The organism is Mycobacterium colombiense (genome assembly GCF_001665835.1).
Lineage (GTDB): Bacteria > Actinomycetota > Actinomycetes > Mycobacteriales > Mycobacteriaceae > Mycobacterium > Mycobacterium colombiense_A.
This window is the reverse complement of record NZ_LZSX01000008.1, coordinates 133,072-157,191: the sequence shown is the minus strand read 5'-3', so window position 1 is coordinate 157,191 and position 24,120 is coordinate 133,072. Positions and strand designations below refer to the sequence as shown.

The 24,120-nt window shown below is 68.3% G+C and carries 24 protein-coding genes; 11 read left to right on the top strand and 13 right to left on the bottom strand.

Annotation, left to right across the window (positions count from 1 at the left end):
- Positions 1 to 23 precede the first annotated feature (23 nt).
- Positions 24 to 413, top strand: a complete 390-nt coding sequence (locus A5760_RS02010; protein ID WP_064877411.1) for a DUF2784 domain-containing protein — start codon at positions 24 to 26, stop codon at positions 411 to 413.
- Positions 414 to 823: 410 nt separating this feature from the next.
- Complete coding sequence (locus tag A5760_RS02005) at positions 824 to 1,399, top strand: MarR family winged helix-turn-helix transcriptional regulator (protein ID WP_064877410.1); 576 nt, start codon at positions 824 to 826, stop codon at positions 1,397 to 1,399.
- 15 nt (positions 1,400 to 1,414) lie between these two features.
- Here A5760_RS02005 and fni read toward each other — a convergent pair whose 3' ends face one another.
- Positions 1,415 to 2,461: a type 2 isopentenyl-diphosphate Delta-isomerase gene (fni, locus tag A5760_RS02000; RefSeq protein WP_064877409.1), complete on the bottom strand. Its 1,047-nt coding sequence runs from the start codon at positions 2,459 to 2,461 to the stop codon at positions 1,415 to 1,417.
- 143 nt (positions 2,462 to 2,604) lie between these two features.
- Between fni and A5760_RS01995 the strand changes: the two genes are divergently transcribed.
- From A5760_RS01995 to A5760_RS01985, 3 genes are read left to right on the top strand one after another with little or no spacing between them, the layout of a single operon-like run.
- A complete protein-coding gene (locus tag A5760_RS01995) occupies positions 2,605 to 4,710 on the top strand; it encodes an MMPL family transporter (RefSeq protein WP_196771948.1) in 2,106 nt (701 codons plus the stop codon).
- Positions 4,707 to 5,186, top strand: a complete 480-nt coding sequence (locus A5760_RS01990; RefSeq protein ID WP_064877407.1) for a TspO/MBR family protein — start codon at positions 4,707 to 4,709, stop codon at positions 5,184 to 5,186. The genes A5760_RS01995 and A5760_RS01990 overlap by 4 nt, the downstream gene beginning before the upstream one ends.
- Before the next feature lie 3 nt (positions 5,187 to 5,189).
- A complete protein-coding gene (locus tag A5760_RS01985; protein WP_064877406.1) occupies positions 5,190 to 6,518 on the top strand; it encodes a cryptochrome/photolyase family protein in 1,329 nt (442 codons plus the stop codon).
- Positions 6,519 to 6,581: 63 nt separating this feature from the next.
- On the opposite strand, the gene A5760_RS01980 is transcribed toward A5760_RS01985, so the two are convergent.
- Positions 6,582 to 7,319 carry an acyltransferase gene (locus A5760_RS01980; protein ID WP_064877405.1) on the bottom strand — a complete coding sequence of 246 codons (738 nt, stop codon included), beginning with the start codon at positions 7,317 to 7,319 and terminating at the stop codon, positions 6,582 to 6,584.
- 196 nt (positions 7,320 to 7,515) lie between these two features.
- Between A5760_RS01980 and A5760_RS01975 the strand changes: the two genes are divergently transcribed.
- Entirely contained in the window at positions 7,516 to 8,778 is a 1,263-nt protein-coding gene (locus tag A5760_RS01975) for a PQQ-binding-like beta-propeller repeat protein (RefSeq protein ID WP_196771947.1), read from the top strand.
- A gap of 60 nt (positions 8,779 to 8,838) precedes the next feature.
- Positions 8,839 to 9,186: a hypothetical protein gene (locus tag A5760_RS01970; RefSeq protein ID WP_196771956.1), complete on the top strand. Its 348-nt coding sequence runs from the start codon at positions 8,839 to 8,841 to the stop codon at positions 9,184 to 9,186.
- A 4-nt stretch (positions 9,187 to 9,190) separates the two neighbouring features.
- Here the strand turns inward: A5760_RS01970 and A5760_RS01965 are convergent, their stop codons facing one another.
- The 8 genes from A5760_RS01965 to ctaD form a co-directional block, all read right to left on the bottom strand.
- Positions 9,191 to 9,874: an esterase gene (locus A5760_RS01965; RefSeq protein WP_064877402.1), complete on the bottom strand. Its 684-nt coding sequence runs from the start codon at positions 9,872 to 9,874 to the stop codon at positions 9,191 to 9,193.
- A gap of 70 nt (positions 9,875 to 9,944) precedes the next feature.
- Positions 9,945 to 11,126: a THUMP-like domain-containing protein gene (locus A5760_RS01960; protein WP_196771955.1), complete on the bottom strand. Its 1,182-nt coding sequence runs from the start codon at positions 11,124 to 11,126 to the stop codon at positions 9,945 to 9,947.
- Between the two features lie 8 nt (positions 11,127 to 11,134).
- The gene (locus tag A5760_RS01955; protein ID WP_064877400.1) at positions 11,135 to 12,106 is read right to left on the bottom strand and encodes a class I SAM-dependent methyltransferase; all 972 of its coding nucleotides are present in this window, start codon (positions 12,104 to 12,106) and stop codon (positions 11,135 to 11,137) included.
- A 10-nt stretch (positions 12,107 to 12,116) separates the two neighbouring features.
- The gene (locus tag A5760_RS01950; protein WP_155764169.1) at positions 12,117 to 12,881 is read right to left on the bottom strand and encodes an enoyl-CoA hydratase; all 765 of its coding nucleotides are present in this window, start codon (positions 12,879 to 12,881) and stop codon (positions 12,117 to 12,119) included.
- Positions 12,878 to 13,696, bottom strand: coding sequence for an NUDIX hydrolase (locus tag A5760_RS01945; RefSeq protein ID WP_064877398.1), 819 nt, complete (start codon positions 13,694 to 13,696; stop codon positions 12,878 to 12,880). The genes A5760_RS01950 and A5760_RS01945 overlap by 4 nt, the downstream gene beginning before the upstream one ends.
- Entirely contained in the window at positions 13,693 to 14,535 is an 843-nt protein-coding gene (locus A5760_RS01940) for an ABC transporter ATP-binding protein (RefSeq protein WP_064877397.1), read from the bottom strand. The genes A5760_RS01945 and A5760_RS01940 overlap by 4 nt, the downstream gene beginning before the upstream one ends.
- A gap of 60 nt (positions 14,536 to 14,595) precedes the next feature.
- On the bottom strand, positions 14,596 to 15,834 hold the full coding sequence (serB, locus tag A5760_RS01935; RefSeq protein WP_064877396.1) for a phosphoserine phosphatase SerB: 1,239 nt from the start codon (positions 15,832 to 15,834) through the stop codon (positions 14,596 to 14,598).
- 24 nt (positions 15,835 to 15,858) lie between these two features.
- Positions 15,859 to 17,604: a cytochrome c oxidase subunit I gene (ctaD, locus tag A5760_RS01930; protein WP_064877469.1), complete on the bottom strand. Its 1,746-nt coding sequence runs from the start codon at positions 17,602 to 17,604 to the stop codon at positions 15,859 to 15,861.
- Positions 17,605 to 17,781: 177 nt separating this feature from the next.
- Between ctaD and A5760_RS01925 the strand changes: the two genes are divergently transcribed.
- Both A5760_RS01925 and A5760_RS01920 read left to right on the top strand, forming a co-directional pair.
- A complete protein-coding gene (locus A5760_RS01925) occupies positions 17,782 to 18,888 on the top strand; it encodes an iron-siderophore ABC transporter substrate-binding protein (RefSeq protein ID WP_064877395.1) in 1,107 nt (368 codons plus the stop codon).
- Positions 18,889 to 19,007: 119 nt separating this feature from the next.
- Positions 19,008 to 20,048: an NAD(P)-dependent alcohol dehydrogenase gene (locus tag A5760_RS01920; RefSeq protein ID WP_064877394.1), complete on the top strand. Its 1,041-nt coding sequence runs from the start codon at positions 19,008 to 19,010 to the stop codon at positions 20,046 to 20,048.
- Positions 20,049 to 20,060: 12 nt separating this feature from the next.
- On the opposite strand, the gene A5760_RS01915 is transcribed toward A5760_RS01920, so the two are convergent.
- A complete protein-coding gene (locus A5760_RS01915) occupies positions 20,061 to 20,486 on the bottom strand; it encodes a DUF3349 domain-containing protein (protein ID WP_064877393.1) in 426 nt (141 codons plus the stop codon).
- An 883-nt stretch (positions 20,487 to 21,369) separates the two neighbouring features.
- Positions 21,370 to 22,344: a class 1b ribonucleoside-diphosphate reductase subunit beta gene (gene nrdF / locus A5760_RS01910; protein ID WP_196771946.1), complete on the bottom strand. Its 975-nt coding sequence runs from the start codon at positions 22,342 to 22,344 to the stop codon at positions 21,370 to 21,372.
- A gap of 180 nt (positions 22,345 to 22,524) precedes the next feature.
- Here nrdF and A5760_RS01905 point away from each other — a divergent pair, with 180 nt between their 5' ends.
- Together A5760_RS01905 and A5760_RS01900 are read left to right on the top strand one after the other, a co-directional pair.
- Positions 22,525 to 22,971, top strand: a complete 447-nt coding sequence (locus A5760_RS01905) for an SRPBCC family protein (RefSeq protein ID WP_064877392.1) — start codon at positions 22,525 to 22,527, stop codon at positions 22,969 to 22,971.
- Positions 22,955 to 23,500, top strand: a complete 546-nt coding sequence (locus A5760_RS01900; protein ID WP_064877391.1) for a TetR/AcrR family transcriptional regulator — start codon at positions 22,955 to 22,957, stop codon at positions 23,498 to 23,500. The genes A5760_RS01905 and A5760_RS01900 overlap by 17 nt, the downstream gene beginning before the upstream one ends.
- Here A5760_RS01900 and A5760_RS01895 read toward each other — a convergent pair.
- Positions 23,472 to 24,044 carry a TetR/AcrR family transcriptional regulator gene (locus A5760_RS01895; RefSeq protein WP_064877390.1) on the bottom strand — a complete coding sequence of 191 codons (573 nt, stop codon included), beginning with the start codon at positions 24,042 to 24,044 and terminating at the stop codon, positions 23,472 to 23,474. The two genes, A5760_RS01900 and A5760_RS01895, sit on opposite strands and share 29 nt — an antisense overlap.
- Positions 24,045 to 24,120 lie beyond the last annotated feature (76 nt).

Genomic DNA, 24,120 nt, shown 5'->3' with positions numbered 1-24,120 from the left:
GCCGGGCGTGGAAGAATTCAACCGTGCGCAAGCCCTACGTCGCCGTCGTCGCGGTGACCGTCGGCGCTCACCTGGCGTACCTGCTGTACGTGCCAAGCGGGGGCTTCCTCGCGTTGCGCTGGCCGAGGACCATCGTGCTGCACGTGCCGGCGGTGGCCTGGGGCGTCGCGGTCGTGGCGCTCAGGCTGCGCTGCCCGCTGACGTCGGTGGAATCATGGGCGCGCCGCCGCGCGGAGATGGATCCGCTGCCCACGTCCGGATTCATCGACCGTTACGTGACGGGATACTTCGTGCCGCCCGGCCGCGCCGGCGCCGCACAGGCGCTCGCGTTCACCGCCGCCGCCATCTCATGGGGTGTATTCGCCCGCCGGGGCATTCGTCGCGGGAGCCGCGGCATGCCGACCACCGGTTGACCTCCGCCGCACCAACCACAGCACACCACCCACGAGCAGAACCGCCAGAACGATCGCGGTGGGCCACATGGCCAGCTGCGCGAGCCACAAACGTCGTTGCAGGCGCAGCACTTTGCGCTCAGCGCGCCCGAGGCGCCGGGAAGTCTCAATCACAGTCATCGTCAGACCAGATACCCGGGGCGCACTCGTTCAAACCGCCTCGCGGCGCGATGAACTGGGGCCACGATCCGCGAAGTCCCGATAGCGCACGCCGGCCGCGGCTGAGCCGCCGTGGGTGCCGTAGGCTGATGGCCACCGATTGCACCGGGAACGCTGCGGGGGCGTGTTTGCAAACGCCCGAGCGTTTCGCGGCCGCGATCAGCGGGCGGCGATAGGCTGGCCGGCGTATCTTGCGAGAAGGATGCGGGTAAGTGACCAAGCGCGCCGCTGCTGACCGGCGATTAGACCGGTCCGAACTCGAGAAATTGATGTCGGCCGACATGCGCGCGATCACTGCGCAGTCTGACCGCATCGGCCGGCACTTCGCCCGTCAGAACGACATCAGCAGCACCGACTTCCACGCGTTGCTGCACATCATGGTCGCCGAAACCGCCGGAGAACCGTTGACCGCGGCACAGCTGCGCCGGTGCATGGACGTGTCACCGGCCGCTATCACCTATCTGGTCGATCGCATGATCGACGCCGGCCACGTCCGGCGCGAGCCTGATCCCGAGGACCGGCGCAAGACCCTGCTCCGCTACGAGAAACCGGGGATGGCCCTGGCCCGGTCGTTTTTCACTCCCCTTGGCGCCGAACTGCATACCGCGCTGGCCGACCTGCCCGATCGCGACCTGGCGGCGGCACATCGGGTGTTCACGTCGATGATCGAGGCGATGGCGAGCTTCGAATCCCGACTCGTCGCACCGAGTCCGAAAGCGCCCGCGACCGAACCGAAGCGCGCGACGGCGAAAGGCCGCCGCAGCCCGGTGAAACGCGGCGTTCAGTGAACCGGCAGCGCGGGCCTAGGCCACGCCGATCAGGTCGACCTCGCGCAGGTCCGCCAGCTTCGCGGCGCCACAGCCGTGCAGGCAGACCCTGAGCTCGTCGATGAACGGCTGCAGCCAATCGACCACGGCCGCAGCCGATTCGATCGCGGCGGCCAGCAGCGGCCGCGCCACCGCCACCACATCGGCGCCCAGCGCGATCGCCTTGGCCGCATCCATGCCGGTGCGGATGCCGCCGGATGCCACCAACGGGATCGCCGGCAGCACCTCACGCACCTCCACGATCGCGCGGGCGGTGGGGACGCCCCAATCGGCCAGGTGCGGATAGCGCAGTTCGCCGTACCGCACGAACTGCTCGACCCGCGACCACGACGTCCCACCGGCGCCCGCGACGTCGATTCCGGCGACCGGCAATTCGCCCTCTCTCCCAACGAGTTCCGCGGCAGCCGCGCCACCGATCCCGTGCCCCACCTCCTTGAGCAGTACCGGATAGCCGATGCTGTCGGCCGCCTCGCGCAGCCTGCTCAGTGAGCCGGAGAAATCGGTGTCCCCATTGTGCTGCATGGCTTCCTGGAGCGGATTGGTATGCACGGCAAGCGCATCGGCGCCCACCCGGTCGAGGGCCCTGGCCAGATCCGGCACGGCGCTCTTCGTCAGTTGAGCCAGCCCGATGTTGCCGAACAGCAACACATCCGGGGCGACGTCGCGCACCGTGAAGCTGTCCGCGGCGCGCTCCCCCAGCGCACTGTCCAGCATGATCCGCTGCGAGCCCAGCATCATGCCCAGACCCAGCTGTTGGGCGGCCGCCGCCAGGTTGCGATTGATCGTCCCGGACAGCTCGGCGCCCCCGGTCATCGCGCCGATCAGTATCGGAGACCGCAGGTTGGCGCCGAAAAAGCCGGTGGACAAGTCGATGTCGCCCAGGTTCGTCTGAGTCAGCGCGTTGTACGGCAATGCGTAGCGGTCCAGCCCGGTGGTGACGCCGTCGTAGCCGACCGGCTCGTTCAGGCAGACGTCGATGTGGCGCCGCTTGCGGGTGGTCATGTCCCCCGGGTCAGCGGTCATCGCAGGTTCTCCCTCGCGTCCCACACTGCCCTAACCGCGTTCATAATGTCCATAGTGCCCCCTCCTGCGTACCGCCGGCGCTGCCGCGTGGCGATGCGTCATTTCAGTTGATTAATGTTTAAGAAACTGAAAGGGTTGTGTTCGTGCTGTGGGATTTTCTGGCCGGCGCCGTGACGGGCCGGCGTTCATGGCTGCTCGCGCTGGTCACGGCCCTGCTGGGTGTCGCATTCATGGTTCTGGTCGGCGGCAACGCCGCCGCGGGCCAGTCCCCGCAGTCGGTTCCGGTAGCGGCGCAATCCGCGCAGGTCGACGCGCTGGCAAAGCAATTTCCCGGGGGTGACAAAGCCCCGATGATCGTGGTGGTCAGCCGCAGCGATGGCCGGGTCCTCAGCCCGTCCGATATCGCCGCCGCCCAGGCCGCACGCGATCGGGTGCAGGCGGCAGCGCAGCCCGGCGCGAATCAGGTCGCATCTCTGATGCCCTCGCAGGATTCCAAGGCCGCCCTCGGCGTCGTGCCGATCACCACCGACCTGTCCGGGCTCGCCCTGGGCCACGCCGTCGCCACGCTGCGCACGGCCGCGGCCAGCGGTCTGCCCTCGGACCTGCAGGCGCACGTCACGGGCGGCCCGGCATTCGGCGCCGACATCGCAAGCGCCTTCGCAGGCGCAAATGTCACCCTGCTCGCGGTGACGACGGCGGTGGTGGCGCTGCTGCTGATCGCCACCTACCGCTCCCCGGTGCTGTGGCTGGTCCCGCTGCTCGTGGTCGGATTCGCCGATCGGGTGGCCGCCGCGGCCGGCACGTCCGTGGCGTCGCTGACCGGGCTGAGCTTCGACGGCGCCACCTCCGGGATCACCAGCGTGCTGGTCTTCGGCGCCGGCACCAACTACGCGCTGTTGCTGATCTCCCGATATCGCCAGGAGCTCCGGCGCCGGTCCGCACACCGCGCCGCGCTGCGTCAGGCGGTGCGCAGCGCGGGGCCGGCCATCGTCGCCAGCAACGCCACCGTGGTGCTGGCGCTGCTCACCCTGCTGTTCGCGTCCACCCCGAGCACCCGCAGCCTGGGCGCCCTGGCGGCGTGCGGCCTTGTGGTTGCCGCGATTTCGGTGCTGGTGATCCTGCCCCCGTTGCTGGCCGTGTGCGGCCGGAGTTTGTTCTGGCCGTTCATCCCGCACGCCGACGACGACGAAAACCTGGACTCCGGCGGGTGGCACCGCGTCGCCGAATGGGTGGGCGGGCGCCCCGCACTGATCGCCGCGGTCGCGATCGCCGTGCTGGCGGCCCTTGGCGCGGGCCTGCTCGGAACTCGGATCGGTTTGTCGCAGACCGAGCAGTTCCGGGTCAGCGCCGACTCGGTAACCGGTTACACCGTTGTGGCCGAACATTTTCCGGCCGGCCTGGCCAACCCGACGCTGGTCGTCAGCCCTACCGATCACGCCGCACCCGTACAGCGGGCGATCAGGTCCACCCCTGGCGTCGTCTCGGCGACCGAGTCCGGCCGATCCGGATCGGGGCTGACGAAGTGGTCGGTGGTGACCGACGCACCGCCGTCGTCAACGCGCGCATTCGGAATCGTTGCCGCGCTGCGGGATTCGACACGGGCCGCCGACCCGCACGCGCTGGTGGGCGGGGCGGACGCACAGGCTCTGGACATTCGCGACGCGGCCGCGCATGACCGGATGTTGCTGATCCCGGCGATCCTGGCCGTCATCCTGATCGTCCTCTACGTGCTGCTGCGGTCGGCCCTCGCGCCACCGACGCTGCTGGCCGCGACGATTCTGGGCGCGCTGGCCGCGCTGGGCATGGGCGGCTGGGCGAGCCTGCACGTCTTCGGCTTCCCGGCGCTGGACAACACCACCCCGCTGTTCGCCTTTCTGTTCCTGGCGGCCCTCGGCGTGGACTACACCATCTTCTTGGTCACCCGGGCCCGCGAGGAAGCCGCGCAGCACGGTGCCCGTGCGGGGATGGTGCGGGCGGTGTCGGCCACCGGGGGCGTGATCACCAGCGCGGGAATCGTTTTGGCCGCCGTGTTCTGCGTGCTCGGGGTGTTGCCCCTGATCGTCCTGACCCAGCTCGGGATCATCGTCGGCCTGGGCATCCTGCTCGACACCTTCGTGGTGCGCACGCTGGTCATCCCGGCCCTGTTCGCCCTCATCGGCGACCGGATCTGGTGGCCCACCAACCCTGCCCACACCAAAGCCGTTGAGCGACAAGCGGACCGGAAACAACCAGAACGGAGCACACCGTGAACAGGTCGATTCTGGCCGCGACCGGCCTGGCCGTCGCCGCAGCCGCCGGCACCGGAAGCATCGCCAGCAGCAACGCCATTCCCCGGTGGTACTCGCGGCTTCGCAAGCCCTCCTACCAGCCGCCCCGCGCCGCCTTTCCCACCGTGTGGACGACGCTCTACGCTGACATCGCGGGTACGTCGGCGGTGGCCATCGACCGGTTTCGCGCGGCCGCGCAGCACGACAAGGCACGCAACTACGCCGTGGCGCTGGCGGTCAACCTGCTCCTGAATGCCGGATGGAGTTGGCTGTTCTTCGGGTATCACAAACTCGGCGCGAGCGCGGTCGGCGCCGCGGCGCTGACGGCCAGCAGCGCAGATCTGGTCAGGCGCACGGCCCAAGCCACGCCACGCGGCGGGCTGGCGTTGCTGCCCTACCCGCTGTGGTGTGGCTTCGCGACCATCCTGTCCACCCACATCTGGCGACTGAACCGCTAGATCATGCCGGCACTGCTGTGGTTTCGCCGCGATCTGCGGTTGCGCGACCATCCGGCGCTGATCGCCGCGGCCGAGAACGACGAGGTGCTCGCCTGCTTCGTGCTCGATCCACCCCTGGAAAAGTCGTCGGGACAACGCCGGCTGCAGTACCTGGGTGACTCGCTGCGCCGGCTGCGCGACGATCTCGACGGCCGGCTCCTCGTCACCCGCGGGCAGCCCCACACGCAGATTCCGCGCATCGCCAAGGAAATCGATGCGTCGTCGGTGCACGTCTCCGAGGACTACGCGCCGTTCGGTAAGTGCCGCGACGAGAAGGTCGGCGCGGCACTGGATTCGGTGCCGCTGGTGGCGACGGGGTCGCCGTATCTGGTCTCGCCCGGCCGCGTCACCAAGCCGGACGGCTCGTCTTACAAGGTGTTCACCCCGTTCCTGCGTCAGTGGCAAAAGACCGGCTGGCGCGAACCGGCGAAGTCGGACGCGGAGTCCGCACGCTGGCTGGATCCGGCGCAGCTGCGGATCGAGCAATGCGAGATCCCCGATCCCGGACCGGCCCTCGAGGTGGCAGCCGGCGAGGCGGCGGCGCGAAAGCAGTGGAAGTCGTTTGTGGACAAGGGATTACAGAGCTACGCCGAGGACCGCAACAGGCCGGACCTGACGGGGACCAGCCGCATGTCGGCGCACCTGAAGTTCGGCACCATTCATCCCCGCACCCTGGTCGCCGACCTGGACCTGCGCAGCGGCGGGGCACAAGCCTTCATGCGGGAGTTGGCTTTTCGTGACTTCTACGCCGACGTGCTGCACCACTGGCCGGACAGCGCCTGGCGCAACTGGAACAGCGACTTCGACGGCATCCAGACCGACACCGGCGCCGAGGCCAAACGCCGCTTCGAGGCGTGGAAAGCCGGCGAGACCGGATTTCCCTTCGTCGACGCCGGCATGCGTCAGCTGCGCGAGACCGGCTTCATGCACAACCGGGTGCGGATGATCGTGGCGTCGTTTCTGGTCAAGGACCTGCACCTGCCGTGGCAGTGGGGTGCCGAATGGTTCCTGGACCAGCTGGTGGACGGCGACATGGCGAACAACCAGCACGGCTGGCAGTGGTGTGCGGGTTGCGGTACCGATGCCGCACCCTACTTCCGGGTGTTCAACCCGATCACCCAGGGCGAGAAGTTCGACCCGTCCGGCGATTACGTTCGGCGCTGGGTACCCGAACTGCGCTCGGCCGACGACGTGCACCTGCGCAAGGGTGAGCGGCCGGACGGCTACCCGGCGCCCATCGTTGACCACGCCGCCGAGCGCACCGAGGCGCTGCGGCGATATCAGAGCATCTGATCACGATTCGCCACTTCGGCGCCGCTGCCGCCCTAAGGTGGACGAGCAGCCGCAAGCGGAAGGCTAGCGCGCGGCCTTCTTGCGTTCGATGTCGGCCAGCGCGGCCGCCAGTTCGGCGCGCTGCGCGGCCGAGCTCTCCCAGGCGAGCTGGCGGTTCTTGACCACCTTGGCCGGTGCGCCGACCGCGATCGAGTAGTCCGGGATCACCCCGCGGACCACCGCGTGAGACCCCAGCACGCAACCGCGTCCGACGGACGTGCCCCGTAGCACCGAGACCTTTACGCCCACCCAGGTGTCCGGGCCGATCCGCACCGGGGACTTGACGATGCCCTGGTCCTTGATCGGCATGTCGATGTTGTCCATCCGATGGTCGAAATCGCAGACGTAGCACCAGTCGGCCATCAACACCGAATCGCCGAGCTCGATGTCGAGGTAGGCGTTGATGACGTTGTCGCGACCCAGCACCACCTTGTCGCCGAACCGCAGCGAGCCTTCATGCGCGCGGATGGTGTTCTTGTCGCCGATGTGCACCCAGCGGCCGATCTCGAGCTGCGCGAGCTCGGGCGTCGCATGGATTTCGACGCCCTTGCCGAGGAACACCATGCCGCGGGTGATGATGTGCGGGTTGGCCAGCTTGAACTTCAGCAGCCGCCAATAGCGCACCAGGTACCACGGGGTGTATGCGCGGTTGCGCAGCATCCATTTCAGCGAGGCCAGCGTGAGGAACTTGGCCTGACGCGGGTCCCGCAGGTTCGATCCCCGCCAACGGCGATGGACCGGTGCACCCCACATGCTCGTCATGGCCGGACAGCCTAACTCGGTCAATCGTAAGCCCGCGAACCGCCACGGGTTACCCTCACCTGTACTCGATTGCCGCCCAACGGCCGGGTCCGCCAGCGCGCGGCCTGCCACGCGAAAAGGATTGGGAAAACCGAAGGTGCTTGCCCGACAACTCGTCAGTGGGCTCCGGCGTTCGTCATCCGTCGTGTTGGCGGCGATGATCACCATCGGGGCCGGTGCATGCGGCAACACCGATTCCTGGGTCGACGCCTCGGCCGCGCAGGGCTGGCCGGCGCAGTACGCCGACGCCGCCAACAGCAGCTACACCGCCACTGACGGGGCCTCCAAACTCTCGCTGCAATGGACCCGGTCGGTCAAGGGAAGCCTGGCCGCCGGACCGGCGCTGAGCGCGCGGGGCTACCTCGCCCTCAACGCCCAAACCTCGGCGGGATGCTCGCTGATGGAATGGGAGAACAACAACAACGGCCGGCAGCGCTGGTGTGTGCGTCTGGCCCAGGGCGGCGGCTTCGGCGGGCCGCTGCTCGACGGCTTCGACAACCTCTACGTCGGCCAGCCCGGAGCGCTCCTGTCTTTCCCGGTGACCCAGTGGACGCGGTGGCGCCAACCGGTGATCGGCATGCCCACCACGCCGCGATTCGTCGGGCAGGGCGCGCTGCTGGTGGCCACGCACCTGGGACAGGTGCTGGTCTTCGACTCCCATCGCGGCCAGGTGACGGGGAGCCCGCTCGACCTGGTCGACGGCGTCGACCCCACCGACGCCGCGCGCGGGCTGGCCGACTGCGCGCCGGCCCGCCAGGGCTGTCCCGTCGCGGCCCCGCCCGCCTTCTCGGCGGCCAACGGGATGGCGGTGCTCGGTGTCTGGCAGCCCGGCGCTCCCGCCGCGGGTCTGGTGGGGCTCAAGTACCACCCCGGGCAGGCGCCGCTGCTGACCCGCGAGTGGACCAGCGACGCAGTGGGTGCCGGTGTCATCGCCAGCCCGGTGCTGTCGGCGGACGGGTCGACCGTCTACGTCAACGGCCGCGACCAACGACTGTGGGCACTGCGCGCCGCCGACGCGAAGGTGAAATGGTCGGCGCCGCTGGGCTTCTTGGCGCAGACGCCGCCCGCGGTCACCCCCCAGGGGTTGATCGTGAGCGGCGGCGGGCCCGACACGAAGCTGGCGGCGTTCAAGGACGCCGGCGATCACGCCGATCAGGTGTGGCGCCGCGACGACGTGCTGCCCCTGTCGACGTCGAGCCTGGCCGGCACCGGCGTCGGCTACACGGTGGCCAGCGGGCCCCCGGCGAACGGCGCCCCCGGCATGTCGCTGCTGATCTTCGATCCGGGCAGCGGCCGCACGCTGGGCAGCTACCCGATGCCGGCGGCGACCGGGTATCCGGTCGGGGTGTCGGTCGGCACCGATCGCCGCGTGGTGGCCGCCACCAGCGACGGCCAGGTTTACGGTTTTGCCCCGGCCTGACCGGGACATCCTCCTGTAGTGCCGATCGATGAACCCGCGGCCACAGGCGCCGCGACCACCATGACCACCGCCAGCCCGCGCGGCAGTACCGCCGACATCGTGGCGACGTCCGTCCTGCTGGTCATCCACGGCGGCCTCTACGCGGCGAGCTTTGTGCTGCTGGGCCTGCTGGTGATGACCACCGATCCGTGCGGGTCCCGAAAATGCGGCGATCCCGCCTGGATCGACCGGGCCATGAACCTGGGCACCTGGGGCGGCGCCGCCCTCCTGGTCGTCGACATCGTCGTCGCCGTGTATTTCCTGGTGCGGCAGAGGCGGGCGTTCTTCGTCCCGCTCATCGGTTGCGTCGCGCAGGTGGCGCTGGCGCTCGGCGCCGTGGCCATGGAGCTGCAGGCCGGCCCGGTCTGAGCCCTTAGATCGCCAGCGGCGGGATGGCGTTGCGCGGCACCTGGGCCTGCAACGGCCCGCCGAACGCCGGCAGCATCTCGCCCGGGGCGAAGTAGAAGATCAGCTGGTCGTCGGTGATGGCGAAGTTCTGATAGTGCGTCGGGTCATGTCCCGTCGACGGCAGAATCGCGGCGCCCAAAGGGGTTTGGCGTTCCAGGTCGCGCTGCACGATCGGGAAGATGGCGTCCAGCGGCGTAGCGCCCGGAGGGAACAGGTTGTCGAAGGTGATGGGCTGCTTGGTCCCCAGGTTGTAGTTGAAAGCCTTGTACCAGATCGACGAGTGCGCTCCCCCGACATCCTGGAAGAACTTGAGCACGACGCTGCGGGTGTTGTGCGGCGGCTGCCCGGCGAAGCGCTGCTCGGTGGTGGCCTCGAGCTGGTAGGGCTGGTCGCGCCCCCCGGAACTCTGCGCGACGGCGACGAAGCCGTCGCGGTTCTGGGTGATGTAGTCGGTCAGCGCCTGTTCGTCCGGATAGTCGGCGGGAAAGGCCATGTTGAGCATGTAGTTGGGGCCGGTGGCGCGCAGGCGGCACATCTGGCCGTCCTCGACGCTGCCGCCCAGGCTGGCGCACGACGGTGGGTCGGCCGCGGCCGGCCATCCCACCAAGATCGCCGCCGCGAGCAGCGCGGCGGCTATCAGGTAACGCATCGTGGAATTGTCCTCGCAAACTGGCCAGGGCCGGTGACCCGGAGAAGTGACGCCGCCAGCGTACCCGGCGCTATCGGGAGGGTTGGCAAACGAACGCCATCGCCCGGCCGGCGCTGCGCGCACCGATGCGGGCGATGACCACCGACAGCGATCGGCGCCCGCGCAATCGCATCCGTTTGCGCAGCGCGTCCGGATCCACCCGCACCCCGCGGACCAGGATCTCCAGCGAACCGCAGTCCAGCGCCGACAGGGCCTGGCGAAGCCGGCGTTCGTCGAAGACCAGCTGCTCGAGCACCTCGAACCCGCGGTCCGCCGCGGGCAGCCGATCGCCGGAGAGGTAGGCGATGTCGGGATCGAGCTGCCACAGCCCGTGCCGCGCGCCGTAGTGGCGCACCAGCCCGGCCCGCACCACCGCGCCGTCCGGGTCGACGATCCAGCGCCCGACCGGCGCCACCGGGCAGTCGTCCGGGTCGTCGTCGGTGAGCTGCTCACCGCGATCCAGGAGGCTCGCCCGCCGGCGCACACCGGGCCGCGCCAGCCCCGCCGACCACAGGCAGGCTTCCCGCACGGAGCCGCGATACGACGTCACCTCGATCTCACCGTCGAAGCCCAGGCGTCGCACCTCATCGAAATCGATTCCGGGAGCGCACTTTACGACGAATTCTCGGCCGCGGTAGGCGTCGAGCAGCGAGCCCAGGCCGGGCCGGTAGTCGTCGATGCGCAATCGCCGCCGACCCTCCACGCGCCGGGCCGGATCCGCCACGAGCACGGCGTCGCGGGTGACCGGGCGCAGCGCGTCGGCGCGGCAGATCCAGGCCGACTCCCCCACGTTGTGGCGTGCCATCGCCAGCCGCACCGGATCGATATCGCTGCCAAGCGCGGCGATCCCGCAGGCGCTCAGCGCGGCGAGCTCGGTGCCGATCGAACAGGTCGCGTCGTGCACGACGACGCCGCCGTCACCGGCCAGCCGCCCGGCCCGGTGCAACGCCACCGGCGCCGCGGTGGCCTGCTGCAGCGCCTCGTCGGTGAAGAGCCAATCCGACACTCCCAGCTCGCCCAGTTTTTCCAGGGCGCGGCGGCGCAACAGCACCGTCTCCACCAGCACCGCGGCACGGTCGCCGAATTCGGCGCGCGCCGCGGCGACATCGGCCACCAGGGTGGCGTCGGTCAGTTCGAGTTGGGCGACCGCCTCCAGCGCCGCGGTACCCGCGCGCGACCGCAGATAGCCGAGGTCGTCGGTGCCGAAGCGCAGACCACCGCTCAGGAGGGTTTGACCCCGGTCACCATCACGTTGTAGAACCAGCCCTTCGGGACCACGCGGCGCCACACGTTGGCGTCCACCCAGCTCAGCGTCTTCCAGCCGTTGAAGGCGAATTTCGCCCAGCCCCAGCCCAGGAGCCCGGGCGGCACCGACGCCTCGAAGGTGCGCACCGGCCAGCCGAACATCGCGGCGGTGAACTCTTCGCTGACGGTCCGCACCTCGGTGGCGCCGGCGCTGGCGGCCATCCGCTCCAGGTCACCCGGCGTGAAGGTGTGCAGGTCGACGATCGCCTCCAGCGCGGCGGCCCGAGAGGACTCGTCCAGCTCGGCCTGCGGGCGCCGCCAGCTCCCCAGGCCGGGCAGCTTGGTGACGTTGGTGGCGATGCGCCAGGTCAGGGTGGACAGCTCGCGGGCATAGACGTCGCCGGCACTGGTCGGCTCGCCGGCGAAGACGAACCGGCCACCCGGGCGCAGCACCCGGATCACCTCGCGCAGCGAGAGCTCCACGTCGGGGATGTGGTGCAGCACCGCGTGCCCGACGACCAGGTCGAAGGTGTTGTCCTCGTACGGGATGCCCTCGGCGTCGGCGACCCGGCCGTCGATCTCGAGGCCCAGCGACTGGCCGTTGCGGGTGGCGACCTTGACCATGCCCGGCGACAGGTCGGTCACCGATCCGCGACGGGCGACCCCGGACTGGATCAGGTTGAGCAGGAAAAACCCTGTGCCGCAGCCTAATTCGAGGGCGCGATCGTAGGGCAGCTCCCGCAGCACCTCGTCGGGCACGATGGCGTCGAAGCGGCCGCGCGCGTAGTCGATGCAGCGCTGGTCATAGGAGATCGACCATTTGTCGTCGTAAGTCTCGGCTTCCCAGTCGTGGTAGAGCACCTGGGCCAGCTTGCTGTCGTGCCGGGCGGCTTCCACCTGCTCGGCGGTGGCGTGGGGCGTCGGGACGGCGTCGGTCGAACTGGTCATGCAGGGCAGCCTAACGGCCGACGGGATCCGCCTGATCGCCACCGCCCTGACCAGCGGTGAATACCTCGACGTAGCGGCGGCGTTCGGCGGCGAGCCGCTCGGGGGCTGCCAAATCGAACACGTCGTTGATACCGGCCTTGGCGGCGGCCAGCGCGTGCCGCGGCCCGTCGAGGAAACGGCGCGCCCACCCGGCGGCGGCGTCGTACACGTCGTCGGGGGCCACCATGTCGTCGATCAGGCCCAGCGCCAGGGCCTCCTCGGCGTCGAAGAAGCGGCCGCTGAACACCAGCTCCTTGGCCTTGCTCGCGCCGGCCACCCGGGTCAGGCGGGCCATCGCGTCGCCGCCGGGCACCAGGCCGGCCAGGATCTCGGTCGCACCGAACTTCACGTTGTCGCCGCTGATCCGCCAATCGGCGGCCAGGGCCAGGGTGAGCCCGGCGCCCAGCGCGTAGCCGGTGATCGCGGCGACGGTCGGCTTGGGGATCGCGGCCACCGCGTCGACGGCCTCCTGCCGCACCCGCGCCACGCTCTCGGCCTCGGCGCCCCGCAGCGTCCGCAGCTCGGACATGTCGTCGCCCGCGGAAAAGATCTCGTGGCCGCCGAACAGGATCACCACGGCGACGTCGTCGCGCCGGCCCAATTCCTCGGCTGCCGCGATGACCTCCCGATAGACCTGGCGGGTCATCGCGTTGGTCGGTGGGCGCGACAGCAGCAACATGGCAAGCCCGGCGTCCTGCGAGCCGTCGCTGACCACGACGCTGACGAACTCGCTCAATGCCGCCATCCCAGGCCGCCCGCTTCCCGCGCCTGGTGGTAGCGGTCGGAATCGAAGAACTCGAACACCCAGTTGTCGCCCTGGATCTCCAGGTGCGGCTGCACCGGCACGATCTGGCGTTCGACGGCCAGCACCTCGGTCACGGTCCGCCCGGCCAACGAGTCCAGCTGCGTCCACGTCGGCGGCAGCAGGAAGCAGCGACCGGCCTCGAACTCGTCGATGGCGGCCCGGGGCGCCATCCAGCCGGCGAGGTCGGATTCGGTGTTCTCGCCGTCGGCGCGCTGTCCGTGCGGCAGCGCGCCCACGAAGAAATAGGTGTCGTAGCGGCGGGTGCGCTCGGCCTCCGGGGTGACCCAGTTGGCCCACGGCCGCAGCAGATCGGACCGCAGCACCAGGTCTTCCTGACGCAGAAAGTCCGCGAAGGACAGCGACCGTTCGGCCAGCGCCCGGCGGGCCTCGCCGTACACCGAGGCGTCGCCGACGATGCCGTCCGGGTCGCCCACCGGCCCGGCGAACAGCACCCCCGACTCCTCGAACGTCTCGCGGGCGGCGGCGCACACCAGCGCCTCGGCCAGGTCGGGTTCGATGCCGAACCGCTGCGCCCACCACTGCGGTGGCGGGCCGGCCCACGCGATGTCGGCGTTGCGGTCGCGGTCGTCGACGCCGCCGCCGGGGAACACCACAGTGCCCGCGGCGAACTCCATCTTGGCGTGCCTGCGCATCAGGAAGACTTTGATGCCGCCCGGGTCGTCGCGGACCAGCATCACCGTGGCGGCGGGCCGTGCGACCAGCGGGATTTCGTCGGGTGTCGTCATAACGGCCTCCGGTGGGCTGCGTGGGTGCGGACTCGCCGCGCGAAATAACGCCCGTCGGCGACGTCGAGGGCGATCGCTTGGCCGAACGCGGTGGACAGGTTCTCGGCGGTCAGCACGTCGGTCAGCAATCCCGCGGCGACCACCTCGGCCTCCGAGAGCAGCATGCAGTGGCTGAACCCGGGCGGAATCTCCTCGACGTGGTGGGTGACCAGCACCAGGGCCGGCGCGTCGGGGTCGGCGGCCAGGTCGGCCAGCCGGGCGACCAATTCCTCGCGGCCGCCCAGGTCCAGGCCGGCGGCGGGCTCGTCGAGCAGCAGCAGCTCGGGGTCGGTCATCAGTGCGCGGGCGATCAGCACCCGCTTGCGCTCGCCCTCGGACAGCGTGCCGTAGGTACGGTCCGCGAGGTGCTCGGCGCCCAGGCTCTCCAGCATGTCGATGGCCTGTTGGTAGTCGACGTCCTCATAGCGCTCCCGCCACCGGCCCAGCACCGCGTAGCCGGCCGAGACGACGAGATCGCGCACCACCTCGTCGGTGGGAATCCGCTGCGCCAAAGCCGAGGAGCTGAGCCCGATCCGGGACCGCAACTCGGTCACGTCGACGCGGCCCAGCCGCTCGCCGAGCACGAAAGCCACGCCGGACGAGGGGTGTTCGGCCGCCGCGGCGATCCGCAGCAGCGAGGTCTTGCCGGCGCCGTTGGGCCCGACGATCACCCAGCGTTCGTCGAGTTCGACCGCCCAGTCAACCGGCCCGACCAAGACGTTGCCGCCGCGCCGCAGCGACACCTGCCTGAAGTCGAGCAGCAGATCGGGGTCGGCTGACTCGCTTCCGTTTTCGGGCACCCGACCATCGTGCCGTACCGCGGCGCTCGAATACCTGCCGGGTCGCCGCGCTTGCGATCGCTACGCGTTGGGCGGGATCTCAACCCGGCGGACCTCGCCGTCGACCGCGTCGGCGGCCTCGATTTCGCCGCGGGTCACACCCAACAAAAACAGCACCGTGTCCAGGTAGGGGTGGCTCAGCGACGCGTCGGCGACCTCGCGCAGCGCCGGCTTGGCGTTGAACGCGATGCCCAGTCCGGCCGCGGCCAGCATGTCGATGTCGTTGGCGCCGTCACCCACGGCGACGGTCTGCGCCATCGGCACCCCGACCTGGTTCGCGAATTCCCTTAGCGCCGTGGCCTTTCCGGCCCGGTCGACGATGGGGCCGATGACCCGTCCGGTGAGCGTGCCGTCGACGATCTCCAGCTCGTTGGCCGCGACGTAGTCCAGCATCAGCTCCTCGGCCAACGGCTCGATGATCCGGCGGAAGCCCCCGGACACGACGCCGCAGGCGTAACCCAGGCGCCGCAGGGTTCGCAGCGTGGTGCGGGCGCCGGGCATCAGTTCCAGCTGGTCGGCGACCTCGTCGATCACGCTGGCGGGCAGGCCCGCCAGCGTCGCCACCCGCTGCTCGAGCGACTGCGCGAAGTCCAGCTCGCCGCGCATCGCGGCGTCGGTGATCGCGGCGACCTTGCCCTCGGCACCGGCCCGGGCCGCCAGCATCTCGATGACCTCGCCCTGCACCAGCGTCGAGTCGACGTCGAACACGATGAGCCGCTTGGCCCGTCGTTCCAGGCTGTAGTCCTCGACCGCGATGTCGACCTGTTCCTCGCTGGACACTCGGTTCAGGGCGGTCCGCAGCGCGCCGTCCGCACCCGGCGGCACCGACACGCGCAGCTCCAGGCCGATCACCGGATAGTCGGAGACGCCGCGAATCAGGTCGATGTTGACGCCCAGGCCGGCCACCTCGCGCGCCACCGCGCCGAACGCGCCGGCGGTGATGGGCCGGCCCAGCACGAAAATGGTGTGGGTGGAGGGCTCCCGCATGATCGGCACGTCGTCGCTGCGCTCGATGCTGACATCGAGACCCACCTTGCGGATGGCCGATTCGACGTCGTCGCGCAACTGCGCGCTGTCGGCGACGTCGGCCGGGCAGCACACCAGCACGCCCAGCGTCAGGCGGTGCCGGATCACCACCTGTTCTACATTGAGCAGCTCGACGCCGTGCCGCGACAGCGCCTCGAACAGGGTCGCCGTCACGCCCGGTTGATCCACGCCGGTGACGGTGATCAGCACCGACACCTTGGCTGGTGAGTTCACGCCCGACAGCCGCCCGTCAGGCCATCAGCTGCGAACCTGGACGTCGTCCAGTCTGGTGACGTCCTTGTCCCCGGGCCCGTGCGCGCGACCCACATGCGCCTCGGCGCGCAGCCGCTCCACCATGTGCGGGTAGTGCAGCTCGAATGCCGGGCGCTCCGAACGGATTCGGGGCAGCTCGGTGAAGTTGTGCCGCGGCGGCGGGCAACTGGTGGCCCATTCCAGGGAGTTGCCGTAGCCCCACGGGTCGTCGACCGTGACGACCTCGCCGTACCGCCAGCTCTTGAAGACGTTCCAGACGAACGGGAACATCGACGCACCCAGGATGAAGGCGCCCACCGTCGAGACGACGTTGTAGGGCTGGAAGCCGTCGCTGGGCAGGTAGTCCGCGTACCGGCGCGGCATGCCCAGGTCGCCCAGCCAGTGCTGCACCAGGAAGGTGGTGTGGAACCCGATGAACGTCAACCAGAAGTGCAGCTTGCCCAGCCGCTCGTCGAGCAGCCGGCCGGTCATCTTCGGGAACCAGAAGTAGACCCCGCCGAAGGTGGCGAACACGATGGTGCCGAACAGCACGTAGTGGAAGTGCGCGACCACGAAGTAGCTGTCGGTGACGTGGAAGTCCAGCGGCGGGCTGGCCAGGATCACGCCGGTCAGACCGCCCAGCAGGAAGGTGAGTAGGAAGCCGACACAGAACAGCATCGGCGTTTCAAAGGTGATCTGTCCCTTCCACATCGTGCCGATCCAGTTGAAGAACTTGATCCCGGTCGGCACCGCGATCAGGTACGTCATGAACGAGAAGAAGGGCAGCAGAACGGCTCCGGTGGCGAACATGTGGTGCGCCCACACCGCGACCGACAGGGCGGCGATCGACAGGGTGGCGTACACCAGCGTGGTGTAACCGAAGACCGGCTTGCGCGAGAACACCGGAATGATCTCGGTGATGATGCCGAAGAACGGCAACGCGATGATGTACACCTCGGGATGGCCGAAGAACCAGAACAGGTGTTGCCACAACAAGACTCCGCCGTTGGCGGCGTCGTAGACATGGGCGCCCAGATGTCGGTCGGCGGCCAGCCCGAACAGCGCCGCGGTCAGGATCGGGAACGCGATCAGGATCAGGATCGAGGTCACCAGGATGTTCCAGGTGAAGATCGGCATGCGGAACATGGTCATGCCGGGTGCGCGCATGCACACCACGGTGGTGATCATGTTGACCGCACCCAGGATGGTGCCCAGACCGGCGACGATCAGGCCGGTGATCCACAGGTCTCCGCCGACGCCGGGTGAGTGAACGGCGTCGGACAGCGGCGTGTAGGCGGTCCAGCCGAAGTCGGCGGCCCCGCCGGGGACGATGAAGCCGGAAGCCGCGATCAACCCGCCGAACAGGAACAGCCAGAACGAGAACGCGTTCAGCCGCGGGAACGCCACGTCGGGCGCGCCGATCTGCAGCGGCAGCACCAGGTTGGCGAAACCGAAGACCACCGGCGTGGCATACAGCAGCAGCATGATCGTGCCGTGCATGGTGAACAGCTGGTTGAACTGCTCGTTCGACAGGAACTGCAGCCCGGGAGCGGCCAGCTCGGTGCGCATCAGCAACGCCATCAGCCCGCCCATGAAGAAGAAGGCGAAGCAGGTGACGGTGTACATGATGCCGATCATCTTGTGATCGGTCGTGGTGATCAGTTTGTAGACGAGGTTCCCTTTGGGGCCCATGCGGTCCGGGTACGGACGAACGGCCTCGAGTTCTCCCAAGGGGGGCGCTTCGGCTGTCAACAGCTTCTCCAAACATCCAGATCGGACACTGGCCCAAAAATCGGTATTGAGACGAATCTTAGCCGTCGATTCTGGCGACGTCAGGGCTGGTCCTACAAACTGTCGTAAATGGCTCCCCGGTGCGGCGCGTCCGTCGGCGCGGCGTCGCCGAACTGGCCGGATGTTAGCGTCTGACGCGTGTTGTTCGGCGTGATCAGACCCGCCCGGCTGGCCGCGGCGACCGCGGTGACGGCGACGCTCGTGCTGGCGTCCAGCGGCTGCGGGGCCGACAAGCCCGCCGGCCAGACGCCGGCCCGTTCCCTGGTCACCCCGACGACCCAGATCGCGGGCGCCGGCGTCCTCGGAAACGACCGCCGTCCCGACGACTCGTGCGCACGCGACGCCGCCGAAGCCGATGCGGGTTCGGCGAAACGGCAAGTCCACAACGCCGCGGGCGTCAACCCGGATGTCGTGCAGGTGCCCGCCGACCCGCAGCGCATCGTGGTGCTCTCCGGCGACCAGCTCGACACGCTGTGCGCGCTGGGCCTGCAGTCGCGGGTGGTCGGCGCGGCGTTGCCGGACGGGTCCTCGACTCAGCCCGCCTACCTGGGCGGCGCGGTGCACGGCCTGCCCGGGGTCGGCACCCGCGCACACCCGGACCTCAAGGCGATCGCGAGCGCCCACCCCGACCTGATCCTGGGGTCACAGGGGTTGACGCCGACGCTGTATCCGCAGCTGACCGCGATCGCCCCGACGGTGTTCACGGCCGCACCGGGCGCGGCGTGGCAGGCCAACCTGCGCGCGGTCGGCGCCGCCACCGGCCGCACCGCCGCGGTGGACGGGTTGATCAGCGGCTTTTCCCAGCGAACGACCGACATCGGCGCGCGGCATGACGCGTCGCACTATCAGGCGTCGATCGTGCAGCTGACCACCGGCACCATCCGGGTGTACGGCGCCAACAACTTCCCGGCCAGCGTGCTCGGGGCGGTCGGCGTGGACCGGCCGGCGTCCCAGCGGTTCACCGACAAGCCCTACATCGAGATCGGCAGCAGCGACGCGGACCTGGCGAAGAGTCCGGACCTCTCGATCGCGGACGCCGACGTGGTGTACGTGTCCTGCGCCTCCCCGGCCGCCGCCGATCGGGCCGCCACGATCCTGGACAGCAACCCGTGGCGCAAGCTGTCCGCCAACAGGGACAACCGGGTCTACATCGTCAACGACGAGATCTGGCAAACCGGCGAGGGCCTGATCGCGGCCCGCGGCATCGTCGACGACCTGCGCCTGGTGAACGCGCCGATCAACTGACGGCGGTCCGGCAAAACCGCATCCATCGTCACAACGTGATGTTCGCCGCGTCCGATGGCGAAAGAACTTTTACCTTAGCTAAACTTCTTGACGACGCATCGAATCGAAGAGGGATTCTCATGAGCACAGTTTCGGCGTACGCGGCCACCTCGCCGACGGCACCGCTGACCAAGACCACCATCGAGCGGCGCGACCCGGGTCCGCACGACGTGGCCATCGACATCAAGTTCGCCGGAATCTGCCACTCCGACATCCACACCGCCAAAGGCGAATGGGGCACACCGGATTACCCGCTGGTCGTGGGCCACGAGATCGCCGGCGTCGTGACCGCCGTCGGGTCCGAGGTCACCAAGCACAAGGTCGGCGACCACGTCGGCGTCGGCTGCATGGTGAACTCCTGCGGCCAGTGCAACAGCTGCAAGGCCGGCCTCGAGCAGTACTGCAGCCGGGGCACCACCTTCACCTACAACGCCACCGACAGGGACGGCACGACGACGCAGGGCGGCTACAGCCAGGCGATCGTCGTCGACGAGAACTTCGTCCTGCGTATCCCCGACTCGCTGCCGCTGGACAAGGCAGCCCCACTGCTGTGCGCGGGCATCACGCTGTTCTCGCCGCTGCGGCACTGGAAGGCCGGCAAGGACACCCGCTTGGCGATCATCGGCCTGGGCGGGCTGGGCCACATGGGCGTCAAGCTCGGCGCGGCGATGGGCGCCGAGGTGACGGTGCTGTCGCAGTCACTGAAGAAGATGGAAGACGGGCTGCGGCTGGGCGCCAAGCATTACTACGCCACCGCCGAGCGCGAGACCTTCAAGAAGCTGCGCAACAGCTTCGACCTGATCCTCAACACCGTCTCGGCCAACCTGAACCTCGACGACTATCTGAGCCTGCTCGACGTCGACGGCACGCTCGTCGAGTTGGGCATACCCGAGCACCCCATGGAGGTGGGCGCGTTCTCGCTGGCGCTGGCGCGCCGCAGCCTGTCCGGGTCAAACATCGGCGGCATCGCCGAGACCCAGGAGATGCTGGACTTCTGCGCCGAGCACAACGTGACGCCGGAAATCGAGCTCATCGAGCCCGACTACATCAACGAAGCCTACGAGCGCGTCCTGGCCAGCGACGTGCGCTACCGCTTCGTCATCGACATCTCGAAGCTATAGGGCGCCAACGCTTTACAGCGCTGCGCCCGGAGCGCGTTCGGGTACCGCGCTGCGCGCGGCGATCTCCGCGGCCTCTCCCCACTCGTCGCCGGGGATGACCTCGCTGACGTCGATGCCGGCCAGCGGCCACCCGACGGCGGCCAGGGTGGCGGCCACCCGGATGACGTTCTCCGGCCCGGCGTCATAGTGCGTCATGTCGGAGATGAAATGGGCGATCTCGTCGCGGTCGATCACACCGTCAGCGAGCGCCGGGGATCCGTCCGCGGTGATGTTGCGCACCACCTCGGCGATCTGCTCTTCGGTCAGCGGCGTGCTGCGCAGCAGCGCCAGCAGCGGCACGCGGTCGGGCCCGGGCACGCCCTCGGGGTAGCCGGCGCGCAGCCAGCGCAGCACTGAACGCAGGAAATTGGTGGTATGCGGGGCGGCGGTATTCGTCACCCCAACAGTGTCAGGGCAGCCGTATCACCCGCGCCAGCGGGCGGTCGCGCCATACCGACAATTCATGCGTCGTTCACGAACCGCTTAGCTCGATGCGCTGCTAGAAGTCCCAGTCCTCATCTTTTGATGAAAGGCATGAAAGTGCCGATGGAAAACAAGCCGAGCATGTCGCCAATGCCGGGCATGTCGTCGGCGCCGAACATGCCAACGCCCGCTCCTAGCCGCTGATACGGCGTTAACCGGCGACTGAGCACTCAGCCGCGGCCGGCGCGACAACGCGGTTTTCAAGATTCGACAAGAAGCGACTGCGTCAGCGTTTTCATGAGATCACGCAACGCCAATTCCCGAATGCATTGCGCCGACTTTATTGGCGGTCGAGTCAATAATTGGATGGCACCCACAACCTTGCGAAAGCACCTGCGGGAAACACATCGCGCATTTGCCAGCCGCTCGTACATGCTCCAAATAGGCAATATTGATCGGCCGAGCTAGCTAACACCTTCCGAGCTTTGTTCCTTCGCGCAGTGGACCATCCGCTCACTGAGGTGGATGAGTGGGTTTTCGTACCCGCCAGGCATGGTATAGGCCAATCTGCGCAATTCGAGGGCAAACTCGTACAGATGCTGGGTCAGCAACGCGGCGGTCATAAGACGGTAGTGACCACGTTTGCCGTGACGCGAGCCGCACGGAACAACATACTTCCCAAACCTCCCCGTTTGGCGACCCTGATATTTGGCGACGTGTCCCGATTCGTCGATGGCAGCGTAATCGCTTCTACGTCTAGTCACAACTGGATTTGTAGAAACTCCTGCGCGGGTTTTGGAGCAGCCCGGTGAGCCCCCCAGACGCTCATCGGACTATCCATGAGAGCCCTGACGCGCTGCTAGAAGTCCCAGTCCTCGTCCTCGGTGTTGACGGCCTTACCGATCACGTAGCTCGACCCCGAGCCGGAGAAGAAGTCGTGGTTCTCGTCGGCGTTGGGTGACAGCGCGGACAGGATGGCCGGGTTCACGTCGGTCTCGTCGCGCGGGAACAGCGCCTCGTAGCCGAGGTTCATCAGCGCCTTGTTGGCGTTGTAGCGCAGGAACTTCTTGACGTCCTCGGTCAGCCCGACCTCGTCGTAGAGGTCCTGGGTGTATTCCACCTCGTTGTCGTAGAGCTCGAAGAGCAGCTCGTAGGTGTAGTCCTTGAGCTCCTGCCTGCGGGCGTCGTCGACCAGCGCCAGGCCGCGCTGGTATTTGTAGCCGATGTAGTAGCCGTGCACGGCCTCGTCGCGGATGATCAGCCGGATCATGTCGGCCGTGTTGGTCAGCTTCGCGCGGCTCGACCAGTACATCGGCAGGTAGAAGCCGGAGTAGAACAGGAAGCTCTCCAGCAGCGTGGAGGCGACCTTGCGCTTCAGCGGCTCGTCGCCCTTGTAGTACTGCATGACGATCTCGGCCTTGCGCTGCAGGTTGGGGTTCTCCTCGGACCAGCGGAAGGCGTCGTCGATCTCGGCGGTCGAGCACAGCGTGGAGAAGATGTTGCTGTAGCTGCGCGCGTGCACCGACTCCATGAACGCGATGTTGGTGTAGACGGCCTCTTCGTGCGGCGTCAGGGCGTCGGGGATCAGGCTGACCGCCCCGACGGTGCCCTGGATGGTGTCCAGCAGCGTCAGGCCGGTGAATACCCGCATGGTCATCTGCTTCTCGTGGGCGGTCAGGGTCCCCCACGACGGCAGGTCGTTGGACACCGGCACCTTCTCGGGCAGCCAGAAATTGCCGGTCAGGCGGTCCCAGACCTCGGCATCCTTTTCGTCTTGCAGCCGGTTCCAGTTGATCGCCGAAACGCGGTCGATCAGCTTCATGTTTTCGCTCACCAGAACCCCACTTCACACACCGTTTTGCCGGATGAATCCCAGGCTCCAGACACTACCCCTGGGGTGCGACAAGCAACGGCAACACAACAACTTGTGTTTACGTGTCGCCGACGTGTCCCGGCCCCCACCGGATTCAATCCAATCTCCAGTATTGCGCGTTGACGATGTACCATTTGGTACATGTTTACCGAAGACGGCGTCGAGATCGACACAGCACCCCAACTCGTCTGGGAGGTCTTCACCGACGTCGAGCACTGGCCCGAGTGGACCGCGTCGGTCACTTCCCTTGTCGGCCTTGATGGTTCGGGCCTTGCGGCCGGCAGGCGGTTCGCCATCAAGCAGCCCGGCATGTCGAAGCTGGTCTGGAAGGTCACCGAGATCGCCCCCGGTAGGTCATGGACCTGGGTGCAGAGCTCCCCGGGGGTGCGGGTGACCGCCCGGCATGAGGTCATCGCCCAGCCCGGCGGCCGCACGCTGGTGCGCCAGCAACTCGACCAGGGCGGCGCACTGGGTGCTTTGGTCGGGCGGCTGATGGCCAAGAAGACCAGGCGCTTCCTGCAACTCGAGGCCCAAGGCCTCAAGGCCCGATCAGAGCAGCTCAGCCGCGCCGATGGCGCGCACTCCTGACACCGAGCGGCGCCGGCAGCTCCTCGATGCGCTGGTGGCCGAGTTCGCCACCGGCGGCATCGGCGACCGGTCGCTGCGCGAGGTGGCCGCCGCGGTCGGCACCAGCCACCGGATGCTGTTGCACCACTTCGGTTCTCGCGAAGATCTGCTCGTGGCGATCGTCGAAGACGTCGAGCGACGCCAGATGGGGCTGCTGCCCGGATTGCCGGCCGACCCGGCCGAGGGCTTTGCGGCGATGTGGGCCGACCTGTGTCGGCCCGAGCTGCGTGAATCCGAGCGACTGTTCTTCGAGTGCTACGCTCGCGCGGCTGCGGGTGAAAAGCCTTTTGCCCGAATGATTCCCGGCGCCGTCGAGAGCTGGCTCGCCGAGGTCGAGGCGGTCACCGACGGTCCGGTGGACCCCGCGCTCGCCCGGCTGGGGCTGGCGGTCACCCGCGGCCTGCTGCTGGATCTCGTTGCGACCAATGACGACACCGGCGTGGACGCGGCCGCGCAGGCTTTTATCCGACTCTTGGCAACACCGAGATGAGCGTGTCGACGAGTTCCTCGGCGCTGGTGTGCCACTTATCCAGATCCATGTGGCCGCTCAAGTCCAGGCCCGTGATCCCGTGCGCACTCGTCAAAATGAGCGCCCCATAGCGGGGGGCTTGCCGTGGACCGGTGATGCGACCAACCATCTCCAGAAATAGCCCCTGCGTGCGTTCGGCCACCCGCATCGCGGCGGTCGGATCGCCCGCCGGCGGAGTGAACATCAGGCGATAGAGATGAGGCCGGGTGCGGCCGATGGCGATCAGCGACAGCAGGGCCGATCGCAAACATTCCTCGGGTGAGTCTTCGCTACCGGCCAATGTCTCGAGTGCGTCACCCAATTCGCGCAATGCGTTGGTGGCCAGCTCGGCGAGCAGAGATTCCTTGTCGGCGAAGTGGCGATACGCCGCCGAGCGCGACACGCCGGCGCGCGCACCCACCTCGCGAAGCGTCACCGCCTCGACGCCTCCGAGGTCGAGCAGTACCCCCGCTGCCTCGACCAACGAACGACGCGTGGCCGCCGCGCTCTCGGATCGTGTCGTCACCCGCAGAGCATAAGCCGGTCTTTGGGTTGACAATGTCAACTCAACTGTTAGTTTGAGATGACAGCGTCAACTCAAG

Bases quoted from the DNA above. Each gene is read 5' to 3' on its own strand.
- A5760_RS01985 (WP_064877406.1), top strand. From the start codon at position 5,190: ATGCCGGCACTGCTGTGGTTTCGCCGCGATCTGCGGTTGCGCGACCAT.
- A5760_RS01920 (WP_064877394.1), top strand. From the start codon at position 19,008: ATGAGCACAGTTTCGGCGTACGCGGCCACCTCGCCGACGGCACCGCTG.
- A5760_RS01965 (WP_064877402.1), bottom strand. From the start codon at position 9,874: ATGCGTTACCTGATAGCCGCCGCGCTGCTCGCGGCGGCGATCTTGGTG.
- A5760_RS01900 (WP_064877391.1), top strand. From the start codon at position 22,955: ATGGCGCGCACTCCTGACACCGAGCGGCGCCGGCAGCTCCTCGATGCG.
- A5760_RS01905 (WP_064877392.1), top strand. From the start codon at position 22,525: ATGTTTACCGAAGACGGCGTCGAGATCGACACAGCACCCCAACTCGTC.
- A5760_RS01975 (WP_196771947.1), top strand. From the start codon at position 7,516: ATGATCACCATCGGGGCCGGTGCATGCGGCAACACCGATTCCTGGGTC.
- fni (WP_064877409.1), bottom strand. From the start codon at position 2,461: ATGACCGCTGACCCGGGGGACATGACCACCCGCAAGCGGCGCCACATC.
- A5760_RS01945 (WP_064877398.1), bottom strand. From the start codon at position 13,696: ATGACGACACCCGACGAAATCCCGCTGGTCGCACGGCCCGCCGCCACG.
- A5760_RS01955 (WP_064877400.1), bottom strand. From the start codon at position 12,106: ATGACCAGTTCGACCGACGCCGTCCCGACGCCCCACGCCACCGCCGAG.
- A5760_RS01980 (WP_064877405.1), bottom strand. From the start codon at position 7,319: ATGACGAGCATGTGGGGTGCACCGGTCCATCGCCGTTGGCGGGGATCG.
- A5760_RS01970 (WP_196771956.1), top strand. From the start codon at position 8,839: ATGACCACCGCCAGCCCGCGCGGCAGTACCGCCGACATCGTGGCGACG.